General features: G+C 41.5%; 20 protein-coding genes. 6 read left to right on the forward strand and 14 right to left on the reverse strand.

All coding sequences use genetic code 11. The features are described from left to right. Positions 1–4: 4 nt before the first annotated feature. Positions 5–1378: a cyclic nucleotide-binding domain-containing protein gene (locus EHQ58_RS02320; RefSeq protein ID WP_135621727.1), complete on the reverse strand. Its 1374-nt coding sequence runs from the start codon at positions 1376–1378 to the stop codon at positions 5–7. 110 nt (positions 1379–1488) lie between these two features. Here EHQ58_RS02320 and EHQ58_RS02325 point away from each other — a divergent pair, with 110 nt between their 5' ends. Continuing rightward, positions 1489–1809 (forward strand): YbaB/EbfC family nucleoid-associated protein, encoded by a 321-nt coding sequence (locus EHQ58_RS02325; protein WP_135621728.1) that lies wholly within the window; start codon positions 1489–1491, stop codon positions 1807–1809. 56 nt (positions 1810–1865) lie between these two features. On the opposite strand, the gene EHQ58_RS02330 is transcribed toward EHQ58_RS02325, so the two are convergent. Next, complete coding sequence (locus EHQ58_RS02330) at positions 1866–2612, reverse strand: OmpA family protein (protein WP_135621729.1); 747 nt, start codon at positions 2610–2612, stop codon at positions 1866–1868. A gap of 100 nt (positions 2613–2712) precedes the next feature. Beyond that, positions 2713–3561 carry a flagellin N-terminal helical domain-containing protein gene (locus EHQ58_RS02335; protein ID WP_135621730.1) on the reverse strand — a complete coding sequence of 283 codons (849 nt, stop codon included), beginning with the start codon at positions 3559–3561 and terminating at the stop codon, positions 2713–2715. Between the two features lie 203 nt (positions 3562–3764). Between EHQ58_RS02335 and EHQ58_RS02340 the strand changes: the two genes are divergently transcribed. Beyond that, complete coding sequence (locus EHQ58_RS02340; protein WP_135621731.1) at positions 3765–4325, forward strand: cob(I)yrinic acid a,c-diamide adenosyltransferase; 561 nt, start codon at positions 3765–3767, stop codon at positions 4323–4325. Further along, positions 4301–5590 carry a peptide MFS transporter gene (locus EHQ58_RS02345; protein WP_135621732.1) on the forward strand — a complete coding sequence of 430 codons (1290 nt, stop codon included), beginning with the start codon at positions 4301–4303 and terminating at the stop codon, positions 5588–5590. The genes EHQ58_RS02340 and EHQ58_RS02345 overlap by 25 nt, the downstream gene beginning before the upstream one ends. Here EHQ58_RS02345 and ptsP read toward each other — a convergent pair. The 6 genes from ptsP to EHQ58_RS02375 all read right to left on the reverse strand — a co-directional run bounded on the left by ptsP (position 5587) and on the right by EHQ58_RS02375 (position 12322). Next, the gene (gene ptsP, locus EHQ58_RS02350) at positions 5587–7320 is read right to left on the reverse strand and encodes a phosphoenolpyruvate--protein phosphotransferase (RefSeq protein WP_135621733.1); all 1734 of its coding nucleotides are present in this window, start codon (positions 7318–7320) and stop codon (positions 5587–5589) included. The two genes, EHQ58_RS02345 and ptsP, sit on opposite strands and share 4 nt — an antisense overlap. A 58-nt stretch (positions 7321–7378) precedes the next feature. Beyond that, entirely contained in the window at positions 7379–8284 is a 906-nt protein-coding gene (gene lpxC, locus EHQ58_RS02355; RefSeq protein WP_135621734.1) for a UDP-3-O-acyl-N-acetylglucosamine deacetylase, read from the reverse strand. Between the two features lie 233 nt (positions 8285–8517). Beyond that, positions 8518–9291, reverse strand: coding sequence for a mammalian cell entry protein Mce (gene mce, locus EHQ58_RS02360; protein WP_135621735.1), 774 nt, complete (start codon positions 9289–9291; stop codon positions 8518–8520). A 34-nt stretch (positions 9292–9325) separates the two neighbouring features. Further along, a complete protein-coding gene (locus tag EHQ58_RS02365) occupies positions 9326–10114 on the reverse strand; it encodes an ABC transporter ATP-binding protein (protein WP_135621736.1) in 789 nt (262 codons plus the stop codon). 7 nt (positions 10115–10121) lie between these two features. Further along, positions 10122–10898 carry an MlaE family ABC transporter permease gene (locus EHQ58_RS02370; RefSeq protein ID WP_135621737.1) on the reverse strand — a complete coding sequence of 259 codons (777 nt, stop codon included), beginning with the start codon at positions 10896–10898 and terminating at the stop codon, positions 10122–10124. Next, positions 10895–12322, reverse strand: coding sequence for a hypothetical protein (locus EHQ58_RS02375; RefSeq protein WP_135621738.1), 1428 nt, complete (start codon positions 12320–12322; stop codon positions 10895–10897). The genes EHQ58_RS02370 and EHQ58_RS02375 overlap by 4 nt, the downstream gene beginning before the upstream one ends. Positions 12323–12367: 45 nt before the next feature. Between EHQ58_RS02375 and EHQ58_RS02380 the strand changes: the two genes are divergently transcribed. Further along, the gene (locus EHQ58_RS02380) at positions 12368–13420 is read left to right on the forward strand and encodes a D-alanine--D-alanine ligase (RefSeq protein WP_135621739.1); all 1053 of its coding nucleotides are present in this window, start codon (positions 12368–12370) and stop codon (positions 13418–13420) included. Here EHQ58_RS02380 and EHQ58_RS02385 read toward each other — a convergent pair. From EHQ58_RS02385 to EHQ58_RS02405, 5 genes are read right to left on the reverse strand one after another with little or no spacing between them, the layout of a single operon-like run. Continuing rightward, entirely contained in the window at positions 13386–14789 is a 1404-nt protein-coding gene (locus EHQ58_RS02385) for a high affinity choline transporter 1 (protein WP_135621740.1), read from the reverse strand. The two genes, EHQ58_RS02380 and EHQ58_RS02385, sit on opposite strands and share 35 nt — an antisense overlap. Before the next feature lie 3 nt (positions 14790–14792). Next, positions 14793–15068: an exodeoxyribonuclease VII small subunit gene (locus EHQ58_RS02390; RefSeq protein WP_135621741.1), complete on the reverse strand. Its 276-nt coding sequence runs from the start codon at positions 15066–15068 to the stop codon at positions 14793–14795. Positions 15069–15071: 3 nt separating this feature from the next. Next, a complete protein-coding gene (gene xseA / locus EHQ58_RS02395; protein WP_135621742.1) occupies positions 15072–16355 on the reverse strand; it encodes an exodeoxyribonuclease VII large subunit in 1284 nt (427 codons plus the stop codon). Beyond that, entirely contained in the window at positions 16348–17469 is a 1122-nt protein-coding gene (locus tag EHQ58_RS02400) for an AI-2E family transporter (RefSeq protein WP_135621743.1), read from the reverse strand. Before EHQ58_RS02400 ends, xseA begins: the two co-directional genes overlap by 8 nt. A gap of 11 nt (positions 17470–17480) precedes the next feature. Continuing rightward, positions 17481–17948: a hypothetical protein gene (locus tag EHQ58_RS02405; protein WP_135621744.1), complete on the reverse strand. Its 468-nt coding sequence runs from the start codon at positions 17946–17948 to the stop codon at positions 17481–17483. Positions 17949–18010: 62 nt separating this feature from the next. On the opposite strand from EHQ58_RS02405, the gene EHQ58_RS02410 reads away from it, so the two are divergent. Both EHQ58_RS02410 and EHQ58_RS02415 read left to right on the forward strand, forming a co-directional pair. Beyond that, complete coding sequence (locus EHQ58_RS02410) at positions 18011–18649, forward strand: DedA family protein (RefSeq protein ID WP_246047066.1); 639 nt, start codon at positions 18011–18013, stop codon at positions 18647–18649. A gap of 33 nt (positions 18650–18682) precedes the next feature. Next, complete coding sequence (locus EHQ58_RS02415) at positions 18683–21832, forward strand: SpoIIE family protein phosphatase (protein WP_135621745.1); 3150 nt, start codon at positions 18683–18685, stop codon at positions 21830–21832.

The following is a 21832-nucleotide window of genomic DNA, read 5'->3' on the forward strand; positions in this document are numbered from 1 at the left end:
CAGTCTAAGCTCGCCTTTTAACTTTATAATTTTTGAGTTTCATCTTGCTTTCGATTTTTCTAAGTCGTGCCATTTCTTTCACGGACCTGGCAAAAGAAGGATGGTGCTGTAATACGAGTTCAAAGCTATCTTTTGCCAAAGTATAGAGATCACAAAAACTAGCAGCACGAGCTGAGGCGGTTCTTAAGCCGTCGTCGACAAGAGCCATCTCTCCAAAGAAGCTTCCCTCCCGTAGAGTGGTAAGTGTTTTTCCCGACTCCTCGTTAATGATATCTACGCGGCCTTTTGCAATGAAATACATGTTATGTGGAACGTCACCCTCTCGAAAAATGAGATCTCCTTTCATAAATGCCATTGGTTTCAATTCCTGGACAACTTCTCGTTTTAATTCCTCAGTTGCTTCTCGGAAGAAGGGAACCACGGAGATCAATCTCTCATGTAAAAATAAGGAGATATCTATTTTTATCGCTGTAGGCAATTCCTGCCAGATATCTTTTTCATCAATTCCATGACGATATTCCCAAAGGTTTATGTAATAGGCTCTGATTCGATTGGATAGATGGTTCGGAATTTTTTTATATTTTAGAAAGGCATTGATGGTATCTAATTTTTCCTGAAACTTGACTCTACCTATATCTACGTTGGATAAGATGCTAGAAATATTACCAATCACATAACCGTAGATGCCTACACCAACAATCATCACACACATGGTATATACCGTCTGAATATTGGTAGTTGGAACAATATCACCATAACCTATTGTTGTGAGTGTCGTCACGGACCAATAAAGAGATCGAATGTATCTGGTTGTCCCATCTTTGTCCGCGAGAAACATAGGATTGAGCTTGATCCAACCACACGCCACCCAATGTGCAAAAAGCCCTGTCCAATAGATAAAAAACGTTAGACGAAAGGTGATGGGATTGATGACTTCCAAGGCTTTATATTGGTATTCCTCATTGCCACCCATAGCGAGAAGGCGTAAGGATCTAAAAAGTTCAAATACCTTGATTGCTCTGAGGAGTCGAAGGATTCGCAGTGTATCTGTTAGTCCAAAGTATTGATAAAAAAAACCTCCAAAAAGATCAAACGGAAATGCTGAAAGGAAATCGATTAGAAACCAAGAGGAAAGATAACGGATGGCAACCTTCCTTTCTTGGGTGATGAGGACACGTTCTTGAAAATAGCTGGTTCGAAAATTTAAAACCACATCGGCCATAAAGAAGAGCTGGATGATCCTCTCATAAAGAGCAACTTCCGCACCAATTTTATAATGCAGAACGATACGAAGCGGAACTTCGATGGCAAAGTAGGTGATCGCGAAAAAGATGAGCAAATCCCAAATTCGTTTCCAGGGGGCATCAGGATGGATCATATAGTAAGTATCGGCTAGGGAAGGTGGGCAATTGACCGAAGCTATTTTTCAATTGCCAACTAGGCCTCTAAAATTAGTTTGAATGGTAATTCCGTGAATTAGAGGTATTTATGTTCGGTGGAGCCGGTGGCAATAAATTTGAAATGTTAAAGAAGATGAAAAAGATGCGGTCGCAAGTGAAAACAATGGAAAAGGAACTTGCCAATCTAAATTTCGTCGGAATAGCGAAGAACAAGCTATTATCAGTTACTTTGGACGGAAAGTTCACTATGAAATCGATTCAGATCGAAGATGAACTGATCGAGAAAAAAGATAAAAACCTACTGGAAAAATCAATCCAAGAGGCCTATACCAAAGCCTTACAGGAAGCACAAGCTGGTGCCGCAAAGCAGATGCAGGCAATGGGTGGGTTTCCAGGACTTGGAATGTAAAAAAAAAGCCAGAATTCGATTTTGAATTCTGGCTCCTATACCTTTCGTGTTAACGATTATGCCGCAGGGACAATCTCTACTTCCACACGTCTGTTCGCACCATCTTCTGGCTTTAATTCCTTTCCACCAACGATTGCTGGTTTAGTCGATCCGTAACCTTTAACAGAAGAAATTCGTGTGCCTTCTACGCCTGCACCAACGATTTCTTTTTTAGCAGTCTCCGCGCGACCTTGAGATAGTTTTACATTTACATCTTCTGCACCAGTTTTGTTTGCATGACCAGAAATGTTTACTTTGGTTTCTGGATAGGCAGCAAGTGCTTCAGCTAACTTATCAATGTTTTCTTTTCCTTTTCCTTTCAGATCGGCTTTCCCATCTTCGAAGGAAATGCCACCATCCATTTTTACAAGAAGGGCTTCTGTTTCGCCATTGGAACCAACTTGTTTTTCAAGCGCAATGCCGTCTTTGGATAGCTGTTCGTTCATGTTATCATACATTGTATTTAAATAAAAACCAGCTCCCACTCCAGCAAGACATCCGGCACCAAGACCAACGATCTTACCTTTGTTTTGCGGTTTTTTCTTTTCTCGAGTGAGTGATTCTTTAATTTGTCTTTGGAAATCGTTACTTTTGTTTTTCGTATCTTTTTTACGTTGAGACTCGTCATACACGGCACCGACGGCAAGTCCAACGGCACAGCCAACGGAAATACTAGCGATCATTCGCTTTGTATTATCAGAAAGGCCACAAGCAAGGGATGAAAATAAAGAAATAGTCGCTATTATAGCTGTAATTTGTTTCACGAGATAAACTCCTAAGGTTTTTTGCAGTTTGCGAAAGGATTCTCTCCCAGGCAAGAGGAATTCAAGGAAAACAGGGGATAAAAATACCCCCTGCCTTTGCTTAGTATCTGTCTGTTAGTAATTTTACGACAGATTCTGGTCTCACATTTGCCTGAGCGAGCATTGCTACACCTGATTTGGTGAGTATTTGATTTCTTGAATACTCTACCATCTCCATAGCCATATCCGCATCACGCACTTGTGATTCCGAAGAAACAAGATTCACATAGTTATTACTAAGTGATTTCATAGTTAAATCCAAGCGATTGTAATAAGCTCCTAGATCCGAACGCAATCGATTCACTTTTGTAATCGCCTCGTCTAGCACTTTCAAAGAGCCGCTTGCTTTGTCGGGAGTAGATAGCGTTAGTCGATCCGTACCACCGCTTATTTTTAGCGATGATCCGCTCATCGTATTGATGTAGACATCAATACGTTCGCCAGCATTCCCTCCAACTTGAAACGACATAGGGTTTTTAGATGCACGAGAAAAACGACCATCTAATGGACGAATGCTGTTGAACTCGGCAGTCTTACCTATGCGATCCACTTCTTCTACAAGCTGAGAGACTTCCAATTGAACCAAATTACGGTCATCGTTTGAATAGATACCGTTAGATGATTGGACGGAAAGCTCTCTTAATCTTTGTAAGATGGAGTTGACTTGTTCTAGAGATCCTTCAGTCACCTGAAGAAATGACAAACCATCTTGTGCATTTCTTTCTGCTTGACCGAGTCCTCTGATTTGACTTCTTAATTTTTCCGAAACTGCAAAACCAGGAGCATCATCTCCGGGACGGTTTAAACGCATGCCCGTAGAAAGACGCTCCATGGATTTGTCCATGTCCCGACTGGTATTTTGAAGTGCCCGTTTCGCTATGAGCGCACTCACGTTGTGATTGATAATCATAGTCACACCCTCCTGTGTGTACATGACCCGTCTGTTTCCCTACAGACGGAAAAAAGCAAAGGATCAAGTCTACCTCTGTTGTCAGTTAAGGATGGGGTAGGAGTTGCCTTTCCTAGGATCCCATATGAATTTTGCCTTTCCCTTTGAATCTATCATTTGGAATCTAACACTGTAAAGAAAATTTGTGAATTGAAGGTATATTTTTGAAGATCTACACGAAGACGGGAGATGCCGGACAGACCTATCTTGCCTCCGGAAAACAGGTGTCCAAAACAGATGGCAGAGTGGAATTATATGGAACTTGTGATGAATTGAATTCAGTCATAGGATTTATCATGACATTCTCCGAGAAAAACGATGCACCCTTTACCGAATTTTTAGGAAGGATCCAACATTTACTTTTTGAGATTGGATCGGAACTCGCAGGCTACAAGCCGAAAGGCCAAACGGATTCTATTATTTTGGAATCTGACATAGAAAATTTGGAAAAAGAAATCGACCGATTGACCGAATCTCTCGCTGCCTTAAAAAGCTTTATTTTACCCGGAGGAACGACCTTTGCGGCCGGCTTACACATTGCACGAACGGTCTCTCGGCGGCTAGAACGGGAAACCTTGTCCTATGTAGAAGCAGGAGGAGATATATCCTCACCTTTACGGATCTATTTGAACAGGCTTTCGGATTATTTTTTTACTGCTGCACGTTATATCAATGCGCGAGATGGAAAAACGGAAATCGAATGGAAAAGTCGCACGAAGAATTAACGAAACACCCCTCAGGTTTGCCTACCTTGTTTTTCACAGAGATGTGGGAAAGAATGAGTTATTATGGCATGCGAGCACTTTTGGTTCTGTATCTCGTAAAAGAGCTAGCATTTACGGATGAAAAAGCGGGGCAGGTCTATGGACTTTATACGAGCCTTGTCTATCTCACACCCATTCTAGGTGGCTTTCTTGCCGATCGCTATTTGGGCTACAAACGATCGATTTTTATCGGCTCGCTACTTATGTTATGTGGTCATTTTTCTCTAGCATTTCCCCACATTGAATCTTTTTATCTCGGACTAGGCCTTTTGATTTTAGGAAATGGTTTTTTCAAACCAAATATGTCAACGATTGTCGGAAGGTTGTATGAAACAAAGCCAAGCTTACGCGATAGCGGATATACGATTTTTTATATGGGCATTAACCTTGGTGGACTCATAGGCCCCATTGTCTGCGGGAGTCTAGGTGAGAAAGTGAATTGGCATTATGGATTTGGAGCAGCAGGCATCGGAATGGCAATTGGTATCTGTGTATTTTACATTGGCAGTCAAAAGCTTCCTGCACACATCTGGGCGAATGAACGCAACAACGAATCAAAAGTACTGAGTGAAAAGGAAGGTGTAGGAGAACGGTATTCTATCTTACTCATTCTCATCCTTTCGTTCTTTAGCATTCTTTTTTGGATGGCATTCGAGCAAATGGGTTCCTCTATGAATTTATTTGCAGATCGCAATACGGACCGTTTTCTTTTGGGAAAGGAGATACCAGCCTCCTTTTTCCAATCGATCAATCCGCTCTTTATCCTCTTACTTAGTCCCGTTCTCGCAACCGCTTGGAATCGTCTCTCGGTTTACAAAATGAATCCCGATCCTATCCTCAAATTTGTTTTCAGTTTGGTCCTACTCGGAATCGGTTTTTTAGTCATGGTTTGGGCGTGTCAGGCAAAAAACAGTCTTGGACTGGTAAGCGTTTGGTTCTTGTTTGGTGCTTACTTTTTTAATACTTTGAGTGAGCTTTTGTTATCTCCTGTTGGACTCTCATTCGTGAGTGCTACAGCACCAAAAAAATCTGCTGGCATGTTAATGGGAATTTGGTTTTTATCAACAGCGTTTGGACATTACTTGGCGGGGTATTTATCCGGTTTTTTAAGTGGGTTTACCGATCAGGCAGATTTTTTTTCCTTCTTTGTTGTCACCTCATGGCTTGGAGCTCTGCTATTATTTATACTCTGGTTTAGAATTCGGTTTTGGTTGAAGGTTCGTTAACCGATCGTTTGGTTCACAAGGCTTTCGATTTCTGTATACCTTTCTTCGGCAGCCAAATCAATTACTTGTTCCGCGAGAAGTTTAGACTTCCAAGTCGAGCATTCTTTCACTTTTGATCTTACTTTTTTCAAAAGGGGGAGAGCACAGGAAAGGTCACGGTATCCAAGACCTATGAGAACGGACGTGAACATAGGATCACTGCCGATCTCTCCGCATATCGATACTGGTCTTTTCTGGGACTTTGCTACCTCAGCAATATTTTTTAATAAGAGTAAAAACACCACCTGCCAAGGGTTATATAGATCGTTGACCGTATGGTTGTTTCTTTCGACAGCCAAAAGATATTGGAGTAGGTCATTCGTTCCTACGCTATAAAAATCGATATGTTTGCCAATAAAAGGAAGATTTAAGGCACAAGCAGGAGTTTCGACCATGATTCCAAAGGGTATGCTTTTATTGATTTCAAGTCCTTGTTCTTTCAATTCTTCAATGCATTGGTTCCATAATACTTTGGTTTGTAAAATTTCAGCAAGGGTCGTAATCATTGGCAGCATAACAGACATCGTACCATATTCACTGGCTCGAAGCAGGGCTCTGATTTGTTCCTTAAAAAAATGAGGATGTCTGAGGAGGTAGCGTATGCCCCTGTTCCCTAAAAATGGATTGGACTCTTCGTATCCATTTTCCATTTTATCTGCTCCAATATCCCAGACTCTGAAGTTCACCGGTTTACTTTCCATGCGCAGTAGGATCTGTTTATAAATCTGGAACTGTTCCTCTTCGGTTGGTTTTTGGTCCTTATGTTGAATGAATAGAATTTCAGTGCGAACAAGTCCGATCCCATCCGCACCTTTCTCTGCTGCTAAGGCTACCTCTTCTAAAGAATCGATATTCACTTTTAAGAGAAAGGGATGGCCATCCTTGGTCAAAAGTTGTTTTAGCGTATCTTCAGTCGGGAGAGGAGTTTTGAATTCGGATTGGACTCCATACAACTTGATATCATCAAATTTAGGAAATCGATTGATTTCACCCTTAACAGAATCTAATAATACGTAATCGTCGTCGTCCACATGTGAGGTGATGTTTTTAAGTCCGACAATAGTTGGGATTCCAAAATTTCTGGCAATGATAGCCATATGGCCCGTTTTACCACCGTAGTCAGTGGCGATGCCGATGATCCTTGTTTTATCCAGAGTGATCATCTCAGACGGGGTGATTTCTTTTGCGACGAGTATATACGATAAAGGCAAATTTTGATTGGGATCTGCCGGTTCGCTTGCACTTAGATTTTTTTCTAATCGTTTGCCGATATCGAGCAAATGATCGGCACGCTCTCGAAAGTAGGGATCTTCAATGCTTTGAAATTCTTCATAGAGTGAACTAACGGCTGTTTCCAGTGCCAGATTGGCGCTTTCAAAACTAAGTTGCATCCTTTCCACCACTCGGGCGCGAAAGATTGGGTCATTTAAAAAAACGATCTGAGACTCCAAAATTTCCGTAAGCTCTTTTTGGTTCGGATCATGGGAGCAGACTTGGATGAAGGAGGAGAGTTCTAGTTCTGTTTTTTTAAGGGAGGCTTTAAAAAGTTCGAGTTCCGCGCGCGTTTCAGCGGGGGAAAGCCCAGTACGAGCCTCACGTTTCTTTTTATGGGGCTTCCATTTATATACCTGGCCGTAGACAACCCCAGGGTAGGCAGAGATGCCTTTAAAGATGATTTTCTCTTCAACCATGGGAACCCATGGCAAGGAGTGTTTACAGAGAACTCAGGATTGAAAAGTAAAAAATTACCTAAGAATTCGCTTCTCTTTTGGAGAAAAGAGGGATTCTTTTGCTTTTGAAGTGCGTCAATTCGTCTCCCGTGACTTTACTCATAATGCATTTCGCTAAAGAGATGTCGAGAGCATGCCCGGCCTTGGAAGCGATGAGGTGGCCATAAAAAGGGCGTCCCATGACAGCCAAATCCCCAACGAGATCGAGGATTTTATGTCTGACACACTCATTTTCAAAACGAAGGCTTTCGTTGAGATAGCCATCGTCTGTCAAAACGACAGCATTGTCCAAGGACCCACCGAGAGCGAGGCCCCTAGCTTGTAAGGCTTCCACATCCTTTAGAAAGCCAAAGGTCCGAGCGGGAAGGATATCATTGGTTAGGATGGATTCGTCTAGTTTCGTAGTGTAAGATTGGCCTTTGAGGAGAGGGTGGTTAAAATCAATATTATAAGTGACTTTCAATTCGTCCGAGGGAAGCATCACTAGGTATTTATCGCCATCGACCACCCACATAGGTGAATTGATGCGGATGGGTTCGATCGTTTCTTTGAGCTCGGTGATGCCCACACTGCGAATCCCGTCCAAAAAGGGACCAGCAGATCCATCCATAATGGGAACTTCCACGGAATCAATTTCTAAAATGCAATCTGTGATTCCTAATGTGTATACAGCTGCAAGCAAGTGTTCTATGGTTTGCACGCGGTTCGAGCCACCGTCGCCAATCGTAGTCGCATTGCTTGTATCGACTACATGGTCTAGAGAGATTGGGATCCTGACTTTTTGGCCCGCACGATAAAGAAAGAAGATCAGTCCCGTACCAGCTTCTGCCGGATGCAATTTCAGTGTGACGGTTTTCCCCGAGTGGAGACCGATTCCCTTGAGTGGGAGTGAATCTTTGATCGTCTTTCTATGTATAATTTTCATTTCTATCTTTTCCAATGAGCCAATTGCACTCTGAACCTTACACTGCAATCTTCGTGCCAGGTATCCGTAAAGATCGAAAATAAGAGAAAAAAAGGAAATTGGTGGCAAACCGCAGTGGAAGGAGGCCTCTTGGCAATCTGAACAGCATTCAAATTCGATTCTTCTTTCGAAAATGGGAAAAAAACCAGCAAAAGTGTCTCCTTTTTACAACAGTGTCTCTTTTGTGCAACACATCAAAAGGCGGAAAGGGCAGAGCGAATGAAGCTTGTAACAGGTGCTTGTTCCCTGGTGTCTTCCAATCCTTCGCGGATTTCTTTTAAGACTACCTGTGCATCACCTAAGGTGGTATTTACGGACTTATGCACGTCACTTTCATTGATCAACTTTCCAAGCGTTCCCTTGCCTTGGTTGATCTTACCCGTGATGTCGGCAAAATTTTGGATCGTCTTTCTAATATCTGCGCGGTTCTCGGCTATGAGTTCGGAAAGAGAAACGAGTGGGTCCTGTGTGACTTTTCCTTGTATCGGGACCATCTTTCCACCACTGGGAGAGAGAATGACTTGTTTTACGATTTGGCCATCCATTTGGTATTGTTTTGAACTCGGATCGATGGGGTACTTGGAACCAGGATCTAGAGCGACAACACGTCCTGAAAGTAAACTCTCGTTTTTGATGGTAATTTGGTAGTTATCGTAGAGGTTGACTGGGCTTTTGAGGAGGAGGGTCAATTCCACCTTCGTTCCAATGCCTACCTCTCCCTCGGGCAAAATTTCGCCTGACTCGCTGATTTGGACCAGACGAATTTTCGATACGTAGCCAAACGGAACGCCATGAATGGTAACCTTTCCACCCACTTTGATCCCCTCGGCATCTGGAAAATAGACCGAAAGACGGAAGCCTTCTTTCTGAAATGGTCCCCCTTCCGTGATGATCGTAAAATAGCCTACGGCCAAAGCAGCAAAGAGAAAGAGAAAACCGACGATTAGACTTCGTCCCAGTGCGTTCATCTGTGCTGATTATCGGTATTTGGGAATGGAAACGTCAATGTGATTTTACCACTTTTAATTCGGAGTGATCTAGGATCATGGGTCCTTCCGTTCGACCATGGATGAACTGTTGGATGATGGGATTGTTTGCGTTTTGAAGTTCTTCTGATGTACCACAAAAGAGAACCTGACCTTCATAAAGAAAACTAATGCGATCGGCAATGCGGTAGGCCGAACTCATATCGTGTGTGACAACGATGCTTGTGAGTCCAAGCTCCTTTTGCATCCGAATGACAAGATCGTTGATGACATTCGACATGACAGGATCAAGGCCTGAGGTCGGTTCATCATACATTACGATTTCTGGTTGGGATGTTAGGGCGCGCGCGAGTCCGACCCTTTTTTTCATACCACCCGATATGTTTCCAGGAAGGGTATCTTTCGCAGGTACCAAATCTAGCCATTTTAATTTTTCCATCACGATTCGGTCTAGTTCTTGTCCCTCGGCAATTTTATGTTCTCTGAGTGGTAAGGCAACGTTCTCATAAACTGTGAGCCAATTGATCAATGCTCCCGATTGAAACAATACACCCAACCGAGAGCGCAATCGTTCCTTAGTTTTCTCATTGCAATAGCTGATGGATTCACCAAAAATAAAACATTCACCCTCGTCAGGATCTAAAAGTCCTGTTAGGTGCTTTAAGCTAACGGATTTTCCCGTACCAGAGGGCCCAACGATGACCATGGTCTCACCTTTTTTGACTTTGATATTCATTCCTTTTAGGATCTTACGATCTCCAAAGGCTTTATGAACATTTCTCATTTCGACTGCGATCGTATCCATCTTGTCCTTATTTATAAAAAATAGCCGTGATGACGTAGCCAAAGAAAATGACCATCAAAAAGGAAGTCACCACTGCTTGCCTTGTGGTCTGGCCTACACCAATGGCACCACCCGAAGTTCTTAGACCTTGGCTGCAGGAAACAGTGGCGATGATCAGACCGAATACATAACCTTTCAGAACTCCCACGTATAAATCTTTAAGACCAGGAATGGACGAGATCCGGTACATCACATCTTGGAAGTAGGTAATCATATCGATACCTAATTGGAAGTGACCTACAATGGCACCACCGAGGATGCCGAGGGTTGAGGAATAGATACAAAGTATGGGAACCATGACGGAAAATCCAAACACCCGAGGCATTACCAGATATCGGACTGGATCAATGGACATGACCTCTAAGGCATCAATTTCTTCGGAGACTTTCATGGTTCCGAGTTCGGCTGCCATTGCAGAGCCTACCGAAGCAGCAAGGATGAGTGAGGTCATAAAAGGGGACATTTCTCTAGTTAAAGTGATGGTGAGTAAAAGTCCGATTTGACCCTCAGCTCCAAAATCTCGAAGCCCGAGACCCGTATTTAAACCCATGATCATGCCCGTAAAAACAGAGACAATGCTCACAACAAACAAGGAGCCGACTCCCGCAATGAACATTTGATCCAAAATTTCCCGCCATTTGAAAAATACATGGTGAGTTTGTCCAAAGGCACGGAAGAGTAAAAGGACCGTGAAACCTATGGCTTCAATCGTCGGCGCCATGCGAGATTTATAAAAGGAAGTCATATTTCTAAAAACCAAAGCATCTTGAACTTATTTTTTTCCTCGCGGGTGTCAATCCCTAAGAAACCGTAAAAGAAGTCATATTTGAATCCGTTCTCATTTTTATTAAACTCGACTAACAAAGGAATATGAATACTTAGTTCTTTTTCGGACCACCTTTGAGAATAGATCCTTGTCATGAGGTGCAGTCTTTTTTCTCCATTTACGAGTTTTTTATACTCAACGATAGAGAAAATCGGCTCCCAGATATCTTCCATGGCTTCAAAACGAACGGGGATTAGGGAGATGGTATTCCAAGTTAAATTACCTTCTGCATCTCGATGATACCGAACCAAAGGCCAAAATTTCCAATAAAAATCTTGCCTTCCCGTTCCAACAAACTCTTGCTTCATGACAGAAAAAAACGGAAGTAAAAATGTAGATTTAGCCTTTAGGTGATTTGTATTTTGTGTTAAGGAAATATAAAAGGGAGTGATAAACTCAGCACTCTTACCTGCATAATAGGAGTGTCCGTAAAACGGGAAGATCACAAATTTTTCCGTGTCCTTCTTTTCCGAAGTCGTATATTGGAGGAAAATGAAGAGTGCTGAGTAATTGGTTTGTCCAGTTTTTTTATCATACCCGTAAGAAAATAAAGAATTCAAAATCGGGAACCAGAAATAAGCTCGGCTTTTCAGACTTCCACTTTCTGTGTCTTTTGCCAAATAGAACGGGAAAAATAAGTGATAGGTGGAAGGTTCTTTTTTATCCATACGTTCTTCACCCCATTGGAAAAAAGGCCATAAGATGGAATAACGCTTGTACTTCCCGGTGTGTACTTTATGAGAATAAAAAGGAAAGATCCGAAGTTCATCTCTTGTTTCCGATTTCCCTCGTAAGCTGAGTGGCCATAAAATCGATTTGGCTTCGTAGGTTTTATAATTCCATTCAGAATAGAGAGGAAAGAGAAGGAGCGGAAAAATAAAATACCGAATCTCTTGGTAGGATAATTTGTTTTTCATTTTTCCGTAAAAGGGATAGATGCTTACATAATTTTCCTTAGGTGTGTCTCCCTTTCCCCAAAAAAGCAGTGGTGTGAGAAGGATATCATCTTCTTCATCACCTTCTTCGTGTTTGATTCCCGTTCCACTGAAAAAAAATAAAGACGTCCAAGTATACCAATGGTTTGTTTCTTCACGGTAATAAAGTGGTGAAAGAATTGCTTTATAGCGATAGGCAGTCGTCTCGTCTTTAAAATTTGCAAAGAACGGACGTAGATAGAAACTAGATTGTGCTCCTCGTTTTTCCGATTCGTAAAGAAACCAAAACTGATGGTAATCCGATGGAATGTCCTCTGAGAAGGTGGTAGGTAATTTAGCTTCTAAGGGAAGACGGAAAAGGAAAACTAATATGACAATTAAGCTTCGATTCCTGAAAACATTTGACACTAACGAACACCATAGGCTGTTTGATGTGAGGAATCAAGTGATTTCATGAATCGAAAAAAGATTGCATTACTTTTTGGCGGAGTTTCGACGGAACACGTCATATCCATACGCTCATCCTACTTTATCTATAAAACGATAGATCGTAGCAAATTCCAAGTTCTTCCCATCTATATCACTCCCAATTCGGAATGGATCATCCCGAATCGGTCAGAGGCAGTGTTTCCTGATCCAACGGAACTTCCGGAAAACCATTTCGCCTCTGCCTTTCGAAGTCAAAATGAGATTTTGCCAAATAGCGATAAACACCTGTTACCGACGCTTGGAGTGGAAGGAATCTTTATCGGACTTCATGGAGGGCAGGGCGAAAATGGATCCATCCAAGGATTTTTAGAAGTCAGCGGAATTCCCTACACTGGCTCAGGGGTCATGGCTTCCGCTCTGGCGATGGACAAACTCAGGTCGAATCAACTCTTTGATCGGGCAGGGATTCCTGTGGCTCCCTTTTGCGAATTGAATAAAAAGGAAGTGGATGTCAAAAGATCGATTTTACAACTTCCCATTCCATTTCCTGTATTCATAAAACCAACTCTCGGAGGATCGAGTGTGAACACAGGTCCTGCAAAAACTCCGGAAGAGGCCATCAAACTCATCGAGAAAATTTTTGTCACAGAAGATCGAGTCTTCATCCAGGAGTTAATCCAAGGAACGGAAGTCTCCATTGGAGTACTCGAAAAGAAAGTTAACGATCGCTGGGAAGCTTTTCCTCTTGTGGCTACGGAAATTCGACCCAAATCTGAATTTTTTGATTTTACCGCCAAATATACCAAGGGTGCGAGCGAAGAAATCACCCCCGCTCAGGTCTCAACAGAGATTATGGACAAGCTGAAGAGCTATACCCTTCTTTGCCACCAAACATTGGGTTGTCGAGGTTACTCGCGCACCGACTTTATCATCAGAAATGGAATTCCATTCGTACTTGAGACAAATACTTTACCCGGAATGACAGGAACAAGCCTCATCCCTCAGCAGGCAAAGGCACTTGGAATCGAAATGACGGATGTCTTTAGTTGGTTATTGGAACAAGCTCTTTCTGCCTAGGAAATAAATAGATCCCGAGTAAGATGCCAAGAAGACTGGCAATCGTGCCATAAAAATGACTCGTCATATCGTTATGAAATATTTCGAGTAAGACCCAAGTCAGTAAGCCCGTGACAAGGGAGAGCAGAGCCGCCTTTTGACTTGTTTTTTTTACCCACAGACCAAACACCATTGGTATAAAAATAGAAACTAGAGATATGCCACCTGAGTCTTCGACGAGCGCATAAATGGAAGGTTTGCCGACTGCGAGCAGGAAAGAAACGGATGAGATGATGATGACAGACACTCTAGAAAGTCTCAATAGGTTTTTATCCGACTTCTTTTTTAAGAGATACTTCAGAATATTTTCTGATAGAATCGAGGAGGGTGCAAGTATCGCACCTGAGGCCGTAGATAAAATCGCAGAGATCAATCCTGAAAAAAATAGAATTTGAACGGTGGGAGAGACAAATTTTGTAACCAGTACAGGAATGAGCAATTGAGAATGCTCTCCTCTAAGATCGAAATCTTTCAGAAGAATAGAAGCTTGCAGTCCTAAAATTAAGGGAATCATCGCAAAACAAATGTAGATGACAGCAGCGAGTAAAGATGCCCTTACCGCAACTTTTTCTGATTTAGCAGACATGACTCGCTGAAATATATCCTGTTGGGGGAGTGAGCCAAAGCCAACGACCATCCATGCTGATAGATACAAAGTCCAGCTATGGTAGTCGGGCTTAGGTAAAAAATTTAAAAACCCCTCTGGTGTGCTTTGCAATGTAGTAATGATCGGCTGGATTTGATTCATCTCAAAGAGAACAAATGTCAGTCCTATGACAATCGAGATAGATTGAAAGAAATCTGTTAAGGATACAGACCACATGCCGCCAAGAAACGTATAAAAAATAACGAGCAAAGCTCCAATGCAGATACCAGCTAACTGTGAGATACCGAAAATGACCTGCATCATGATTCCAAGGGCAACAAATTGAGCGGCAACCCATCCGAAATAGGAAAAAATAAGACAGATCCCTGCGAGAAATTCCATGGTTTTGCCATAACGGTCTCTGTAAAAGTCGCCAAAGGTAAGAATTTGCATTCGATATAAGGATTTTGCAAAAAACAGTCCGAGAAGAAGTAAACAAAGTGCTCCACCAAACGGGTCTTGTATGACGGCAAGTGTTCCCCCTTTTGCAAATTCGACGCTGGATCCAAGTATGGTCTCACTACCAAACCAGGTGGCAAATAAGGCAGCAGTTGAAATGGGAAGAGGGAGGCTTCTACCTGCTAGAATGAAGTCCTTAGCATTTTTTACTCGTTTGGCGGCAAAAATACCGATAGATACTGTTGCAAGTAAGTATAGTAGGATATAGAAGCCCTGTGCATTCATTAATTAGAAAAGTTCTCCTCCTTCCTTAGGTATAGCTATTTCATCTTTCTTTTTTTTGACAGAAGACTTGATGATCTCTCCACTTTGTCCCTTTGCTAAAAATTCGATTTTTGCTTCTGCTTCTGTCAGTCGGTCCGAACAGATTTTTTTGAGTTCCATGCCTTTTTCGTAAGCTTTGATAGATTCCTCTAAGGAAAGTTGGCCCTTTTCTAATTTTTCAGCAATATCTTCTAGTTCTCTTAGTGCATCTTCAAACGAGATGGATTTTTTATCCGTCATTGTCTATTCCTTAATTTGATTTTTAATCTCAGCCGTTAGGCGACCTTTTGCCAGTATGATTTCAATATTTTCACCAATTTTCGTCTGGTTGATATCGGCGATTACTTCCTTCTTTTCGTTTCTTGCCACCGAATAACCTCGCGCAAGAGTTCCGAGTGGAGAGAAATGTTCGACTCTGGAATAATTTAGTTCAAAGGTTTGTTTTTTAGAACGGAGTTGTTTGTCCATACGTTCCTTTAATATCTCGGACCTTGCGAAATCGCTTCGCTTTTGAATGAGGAAGGTTTTTCCTAAGAGTGCCAGGCGGTTTGTGATTTCATCCGTCGCAATGACTCTCGGTTCGAGGAGGGCCAAGGGATTTTGAAAAACATTTCGATTTAAGATTCCGATTAGTTTTTCACGTAAAATTCTTGTTAAATTTTGTATGGAGCGATCAAGCCTGTCCTCTGTCTCCTCAATCCGTAAGAGCACATCGGAAACATTTGGAATCGCAAGTTTGGCGGCAGCTGTTGGGGTTGGTGCTGTGGCATCGGCACTCAAATCACTCAGGACACGGTCTATTTCGTGACCGACGGCGGAGATGATAGGTATTCTCGAGTGATAAAAAGCTAGAACGACTTCTTCTGTATTGAAGGCGATCAGGTCTTCAAAAGATCCACCACCTCTCCCAGCGATGATCACATCCACTTCCCAGGTCGGATCATTCAATGCCTCAATGGCGAGCCGAATGGACTTGGGTGCCTCGTCACCTTGCACAATACAAGGGGAAACAAGGATCTGTATCGTCGGATTTAAGTCCGTGGCGATGCGTATGATATCTTCAACGGCTGCCCCCTTAGGCGAGGTAACGATACCCAAACGTTTTGGATATTTTGGAATGGGTTTTTTGTGAGAAAGGTCAAAGATCCCACGAGCAGCTAAGTTTTGTTTTAGTTTTTCAATTTGAAGGAGGATGTCTCCTTCACCCATCTCTTCTACTTTCTGAACGGAAAAACTATAATATCCGCCAGGCTCATAAACAGAAATAGAGCCGAAAATTCGTAATTCCATTCCATTTTTGATCGGACTTCCTTTATAATTTTTACTCTGAAAGGAAAAAAATGCGCATTTGATGACACTCGTATTGTCTTTTAAAGAAAAATACATATGCCCCGAAGAGGCTGTTTGGGAAAAATTAGAAACTTCTCCTTTGACCCAAATATTTTTTAACTGATCAACTTCCTGTAAACTAACTTTGACAAGTCGGTTGACATCGCTTACCGAGAGAGAGGTTTTATTTTCAGACATTGACCGAATCTTTGAATCTGGTTTCCTTAAAAATTTTCCAGAAATCCCAAAGTATGATCACAAGCGTAAGTGCCATAGGCCCGATGATAATCCCGGCCACACCAAATTCCTGTAGGCCTCCAATGAGTGATAGGAAGATCAAAAACGGGTGTGTTTTAAGTTTCCTATCTAAAATTTTTGGTTTTACAAAGTTTTCCAGAATTAAGTAGGCAGCACCGCCACCTATCATGAATAGTACGCCAGCTGTCCATGCATTCTGAACCAACCCCAGATAGAGTCCGACTGGCAGCCAAATAACGGATGTTCCGATGACAGGAATGAGAGAAAAAATCGTAGCGATACTTGAAAGTAAAAATTTATTGGGAACAGATGTGAAAAGTAATAATACATAGATTAAAACTCCTTGCAAAAGGGAGATGAACATATTTCCAAGCATCACGGTTCTCACTGCATCTTCAATCCGTTTGCCGAGCCTTTCCTCGATCTCTTGCGGGAAAGGTAAGTTGTTAAAAATGGCATGTTCCAGTCTACTGCCTTCTTTGTATAAGAAAAAGAGTAATATGAAACTAAAGAAAGTATTGAAGATGATAGTGCCAGGTAGTTCAAAGGAACCTAACAAATATCCTGTGGAGTTTTTTAATAAGCTATAAATCGAGTCGAGGTTGAGGATATCCATATGTTCCCCAATGTATTCATTATAAAGTCCTGGTAACTTGATCCAAAAAAATTCGTTTTCGGAAAAAAAATCCGTTAAAATTGGTGAGTTAAGTAGCAGAGCGACAATAGATTCTTCCGTGAGTTGATTGCGAATATAACTGACAAGGTTTAAAAGTTCTCGAATGATAGTAGATACGATAAGATAGGAAGGAATGACAACTCCCGCCAAAATGACAATGACCATGATGTAGGGAGATAAAGCGGAAAATCGAAAACCTAGAAAGAATTTTAATTTCTTATGCGTTTTTCTTGTCGTAACGTAAAATAAAATAGCCAGAAAGAAGGCCCATAGGTATGGCTTAAAAACGAAAAATAGTATGTAACTCGTTCCCGCAAATAAAGAGATGAGAATCAGATAAACGATGAATTCATTTTTGTCTTCAAACCAGCTGGGCATATTTTTTCTTTTTAATATGTAGATTGTTTTTTGAAATAATACTTTAATACTCGTTTCTCGCCCATGTCATAGACAAGGACAGAAAGAGACTTTTTAATGAAACCTTCAAAAAGATAAGAAGTTTTGTTTTGAAGTTCTTCTTTCTGTAACATCTTCCAATCGCCAAGCGAACTCCTGTTTTCTAATGTCTTCTGAATTTCGCCAAGGCTTAGGTCAGATTCTAAGAGTAGGTAGGATTCCCTAGGGTTCGAAAAGCCGGACCGAAGCTCGACCGAGTCAATAAAAGTAACAGAACTAGGCAAAAACGACCTTGGGATGGCTGCAGGAATACGTTCTGGTCCGCGGGCAATGGTAATTCGATCGAAAACGTAGGTGTCTTTGGCAAAAGAGTTACCACCTTTGCAAGCAGTGAAAAGCAAAGGTAAGAGGAAGAGTAAAAGAATCCGAGGCATAGGGAAAGCAAAATGGAAACGGATCATATATCCAATCTTTTTTTAAATTCTTGGTTGCTAGTTGCTATTTCTTCGCGTAAAACCATGTTGTGGATCTCGTCTCGCAGCTTTCCTCCTTTATGGAGTTTCTCACTTCGCTCCCAGGTATTTACCTTTTATGTTTTTTTGGGTTTTCCAATTTTTTAGAAAACGTCTTCCCTCCATGGCCAGGAGACACCTTTACCGTCTTCTCCGGATTTCTTGCCAGTAGTCCCCAGACTGATATTGCCCTCTGGCAACTCATCCTAGCAACACTGGTTGGAAACTGGGCAGGTGCTTTGCTCATGTTTTATTTCGGAAAGAAGGTGATTCATTTCCTAAGGCATTCTCAATCAACTTGGATTCGAAATCATTACCAGGAAGAGTCTTTTGAAAAAACGATCGGAGGGTTTCGAAAATACTCGGGACTTCTTATCATTGTCTCGAGATTTTCTGCTGGGATTCGGTTCTTTGTAGCAATAGTTGCCGGTATTTCTAAAATGAATCCGTTTTCGTTTTTATTCTATTATTCCATAGCCATAACGATTTGGTGTGGTCTTCTGATTTCTGCCGGATTTAAACTCGGGAAGAACTGGGAGCAAATCAATGTTATGCTAGCAGCCTACAACCAGATCATCACAATTTTTTTGTGCCTGGTTGCCGTTTGCTTAGGTATTTATTATTTTTATAGGAAAAGAGAACAAAGTTGACAATGCATTAGAAATACATTATCTATTGCCAATATGATGACTTGGGGTCCGATCGCGTTTGATTTTTATTCTTTTGGTTCACTCGTTGGTGTAATTTTTACTTTTTACAACGCACAATTATTTTTTACGATCAAAGACAAATCCATTTCCACGAAATTTTTAGGTCTAGCTACTTTAAGTTTGGGAATCTTCCATTTCGCTTATATGGTCAGTTTTTCTCTGATGGGGCCAAGTGCTGCTTACCTACGCTGGCTTGTGATGCCCGCTGCGCAATTCGGAGCCACGTATCTAACGGGTTTTTTCCTCGCCTTTCCTGAAGTATACCATCCAAAATTCAGAAAGAATCTCCTCGCGATTTTGTATGCAGGTGTCCTCATAACCACATTTTATTTTGTTTTCATCAGTTTGTCAGCTGGTCGCGTTTTTTATTTTTCTGGTCACTATTGGGACTTTCCCATTCCAGCTTTTTATAAAAATTACGGTGCTTTCTTACTCTTCTATTTCTTGATTTTCATTCTTGCTGGCGTCTTTCAGATCTATAAGATGAATCGTGATACGCGCCTGGCAAGTGCGGGAATCTTGTTTTCATTCGTGCTCATAACCGTCGTTCCAGGCATTTTGAACGTGCAGTCGAGAGATGGAGCAGTCGAGAGAGGACTTTATCAAACCATCACGGATTTAGTTTTAGTTGTAGGTTTATTTATTTGTACTGTTTCCTTTATCAATAATACAAAAGATAAAACGACGATTTTATCTCGCATTATTGGTATCACGCTCGCTACATTTTTACTTGTGATCCAGTTGATTGCGTATTTTTCCATTCACCAAACCGAGAGTAGCTTTGATCGCATCTATTATGAACAGGCGAGAAGTACTGTCATTTCTTCCGAGGCATCGGGCGATGTATCCTTCTATTTTGCTTATGATTTACAGAAGCGAGAAGGGAATGCCATAAAAGCCGTTGAGGAAAACAGCTTTAAACCTGAAGAATATATCGAAGAATTTTGGAATGTTTGGTTTTCTCTTCAATTGGAAAGATTAGAAGCAGGTCAGCCTTTAGAATCTTCCCTTGAAAATTTGTTCTCATCGCTTACAGAAGACCAAGAAGGTTACATTGAAGAGATTAAATGGGCGTTCAAAGAGAAAAAGATTAATTCCGGTGCAGAAGCAATAACTTACCTCGATGGTTTGAAACGAAAGATTCTTTACACGCGTAACAAATGGCGTGAATTAGCACCAAACGAAATACGTACGAAAGGACTTGCACTTTTCCAGATCAAAGATAAACCCATGTCAGGCTTTCATGATGCCGCTCGTAAATTGATTACTTCAAACCTAACGGATGAGAAATTGTTTTTAAAAATAGACAAATTACTCGCACCCATGCCGCATCGAGGAGAAAGAAATTATCGGGGTGTTGTGCGTTATAAAGAGTCGAACCCGAAGGCCTTGTTTTATATAAGTTATTTCATCGTGGATCAAAAGTCGAACAAGGTCATGGAAGTTGGTTTTCCTTATCGCATTTACCGGGAATACCAAAATGAAGTTTCCATTCCCTGGATGCTTGGTGGACTCGGGATTGCCATACTTGTCATTTTTGGATTTCGATTGTTTTTCTTACGAGCTCTGATTCGACCCATAGAAGACATTATCGATGGATTGACTGAAGTGAATTCGGGAAATCTTGACTACCGGCTGAAGATCTATGTGGAAGATGATATTGGTTTTATGGCACGGTCCTTCAATCGCATGGTTCGGTCCATCGCGGCTGCAAGAAAAAGACTACAACAATACGCAAGCCAGCTGGAACAGAAAGTTCAGGAGAGAACGAAAGAATTAGAAAATACACTCCAACAAGTGCAGGCTTTAAAAGACCAACAGGATGGGGATTACTTCTTAACTTCCTTACTCTTACAACCTTTTGCGACAAACCATACTATGGACGATCGTGTGCAGATCGACTTTCTCTTGGAGCAAAAGAAAAAATTCACATTTAGGCAATATTCCAAGGAAATAGGCGGCGATTTAAACATTGCCAACCAAATCAAATTAAATGATAGAACCTATTCCGTTTTCTTAAACGCAGATGCAATGGGAAAATCCATGCAGGGAGCTGGTGGCGCGTTAGTTCTTGGTTCTGTTTTTGAGTCTATCATTACTCGGACTCAGTTATCGCCAGAAGCAAGGAAAACGTATCCAGAACGTTGGATTAAAAATACATTCATTGAATTGCATAAAGTATTTGAAGGGTTTGATGGTAGCATGCTTGTCTCGCTCGTCCTTGGGCTCGTTGATAATGAGACAGGCCTCATGTATTTTATCAATGCCGAACATCCTTGGATGGTTCTCTACCGAGACGGCATCGCTAGCTTTTTAGAAGATGAACTCATGTTTCGTAAACTTGGTACCTCGGGTGTCGCAGGTGAAATTTACATTCGTACTTTCCAATTGGAGCAGGGAGATGTCGTAATAGCAGGCTCAGATGGGAGAGATGATCTTTTAATCTCACATACCGAAGACGGCAAACGTATCATCAATGAAGATGAAAGATTGTTTTTAAGGATCGTAGAACGTGGTCAAGGTGATCTTGAAAAAATTTACGAAGAGCTTCATGGAGTGGGCTCTTTAACAGATGATCTGTCACTTCTGAGAGTTGCCTTTGTGGAAGAGAGAGATAAAGTAAAGTTAGAAGGCGAAAAATTAAAAGATATAAAATCTCTTCTCTCCAAAGCAAAATCTGCGACTGAGTCCTCAGATCTTCAGGAAGCGATTTCGTATTTAGAGGAAGCAAACTCTCTCGATAAAAATATTCCAGAAATTAAAAAGAAATTTATACAGCTTTATCTCAAGATCAAGGATTACGGAAAGGCGAAGGTCATGGCTCGTGATTATTCAGAACTAAAGCCTATGGACACGGAGATCATGTATGTGACCGCTTTTTGTGCCAGAAAGGTGGCCGATTTGAAAACGGCCATCGATTTCGGAGAGAGAGTCAGACTGCGCGATCCAAACCACATTAAGAATCTGATCAATCTTGGACATGCCTATATTGCTTCGAAAAATTTTGAAAGGGCTTTAAACATTATAAATTCAGCAATCGCAATTGATCCTGAAAATCAGAGTTTGCTGAGATTGAAAGAACACATTCAGAACAAACAAATTAAACTGGAAGCGGGTAGTTAG

Origin of the sequence: Leptospira ognonensis (genome assembly GCF_004770745.1) — a bacterium.
Classification (GTDB): domain Bacteria; phylum Spirochaetota; class Leptospiria; order Leptospirales; family Leptospiraceae; genus Leptospira_A; species Leptospira_A ognonensis.

What these genes read in the sequence shown, in the direction of transcription:
- EHQ58_RS02320 (WP_135621727.1), bottom strand. Translation starts at nt 1,378, where the DNA reads ATGATCCATCCTGATGCCCCCTGGAAACGAATTTGGGATTTGCTCATC.
- EHQ58_RS02325 (WP_135621728.1), top strand. Translation starts at nt 1,489, where the DNA reads ATGTTCGGTGGAGCCGGTGGCAATAAATTTGAAATGTTAAAGAAGATG.
- EHQ58_RS02335 (WP_135621730.1), bottom strand. Translation starts at nt 3,561, where the DNA reads ATGATTATCAATCACAACGTGAGTGCGCTCATAGCGAAACGGGCACTT.
- EHQ58_RS02345 (WP_135621732.1), top strand. Translation starts at nt 4,301, where the DNA reads ATGGAAAAGTCGCACGAAGAATTAACGAAACACCCCTCAGGTTTGCCT.
- ptsP (WP_135621733.1), bottom strand. Translation starts at nt 7,320, where the DNA reads ATGGTTGAAGAGAAAATCATCTTTAAAGGCATCTCTGCCTACCCTGGG.
- lpxC (WP_135621734.1), bottom strand. Translation starts at nt 8,284, where the DNA reads ATGAAAATTATACATAGAAAGACGATCAAAGATTCACTCCCACTCAAG.
- mce (WP_135621735.1), bottom strand. Translation starts at nt 9,291, where the DNA reads ATGAACGCACTGGGACGAAGTCTAATCGTCGGTTTTCTCTTTCTCTTT.
- EHQ58_RS02365 (WP_135621736.1), bottom strand. Translation starts at nt 10,114, where the DNA reads ATGGATACGATCGCAGTCGAAATGAGAAATGTTCATAAAGCCTTTGGA.
- EHQ58_RS02370 (WP_135621737.1), bottom strand. Translation starts at nt 10,898, where the DNA reads ATGACTTCCTTTTATAAATCTCGCATGGCGCCGACGATTGAAGCCATA.
- EHQ58_RS02380 (WP_135621739.1), top strand. Translation starts at nt 12,368, where the DNA reads ATGAATCGAAAAAAGATTGCATTACTTTTTGGCGGAGTTTCGACGGAA.
- EHQ58_RS02385 (WP_135621740.1), bottom strand. Translation starts at nt 14,789, where the DNA reads ATGAATGCACAGGGCTTCTATATCCTACTATACTTACTTGCAACAGTA.
- EHQ58_RS02390 (WP_135621741.1), bottom strand. Translation starts at nt 15,068, where the DNA reads ATGACGGATAAAAAATCCATCTCGTTTGAAGATGCACTAAGAGAACTA.
- xseA (WP_135621742.1), bottom strand. Translation starts at nt 16,355, where the DNA reads ATGTCTGAAAATAAAACCTCTCTCTCGGTAAGCGATGTCAACCGACTT.
- EHQ58_RS02400 (WP_135621743.1), bottom strand. Translation starts at nt 17,469, where the DNA reads ATGCCCAGCTGGTTTGAAGACAAAAATGAATTCATCGTTTATCTGATT.
- EHQ58_RS02405 (WP_135621744.1), bottom strand. Translation starts at nt 17,948, where the DNA reads ATGATCCGTTTCCATTTTGCTTTCCCTATGCCTCGGATTCTTTTACTC.
- EHQ58_RS02415 (WP_135621745.1), top strand. Translation starts at nt 18,683, where the DNA reads ATGATGACTTGGGGTCCGATCGCGTTTGATTTTTATTCTTTTGGTTCA.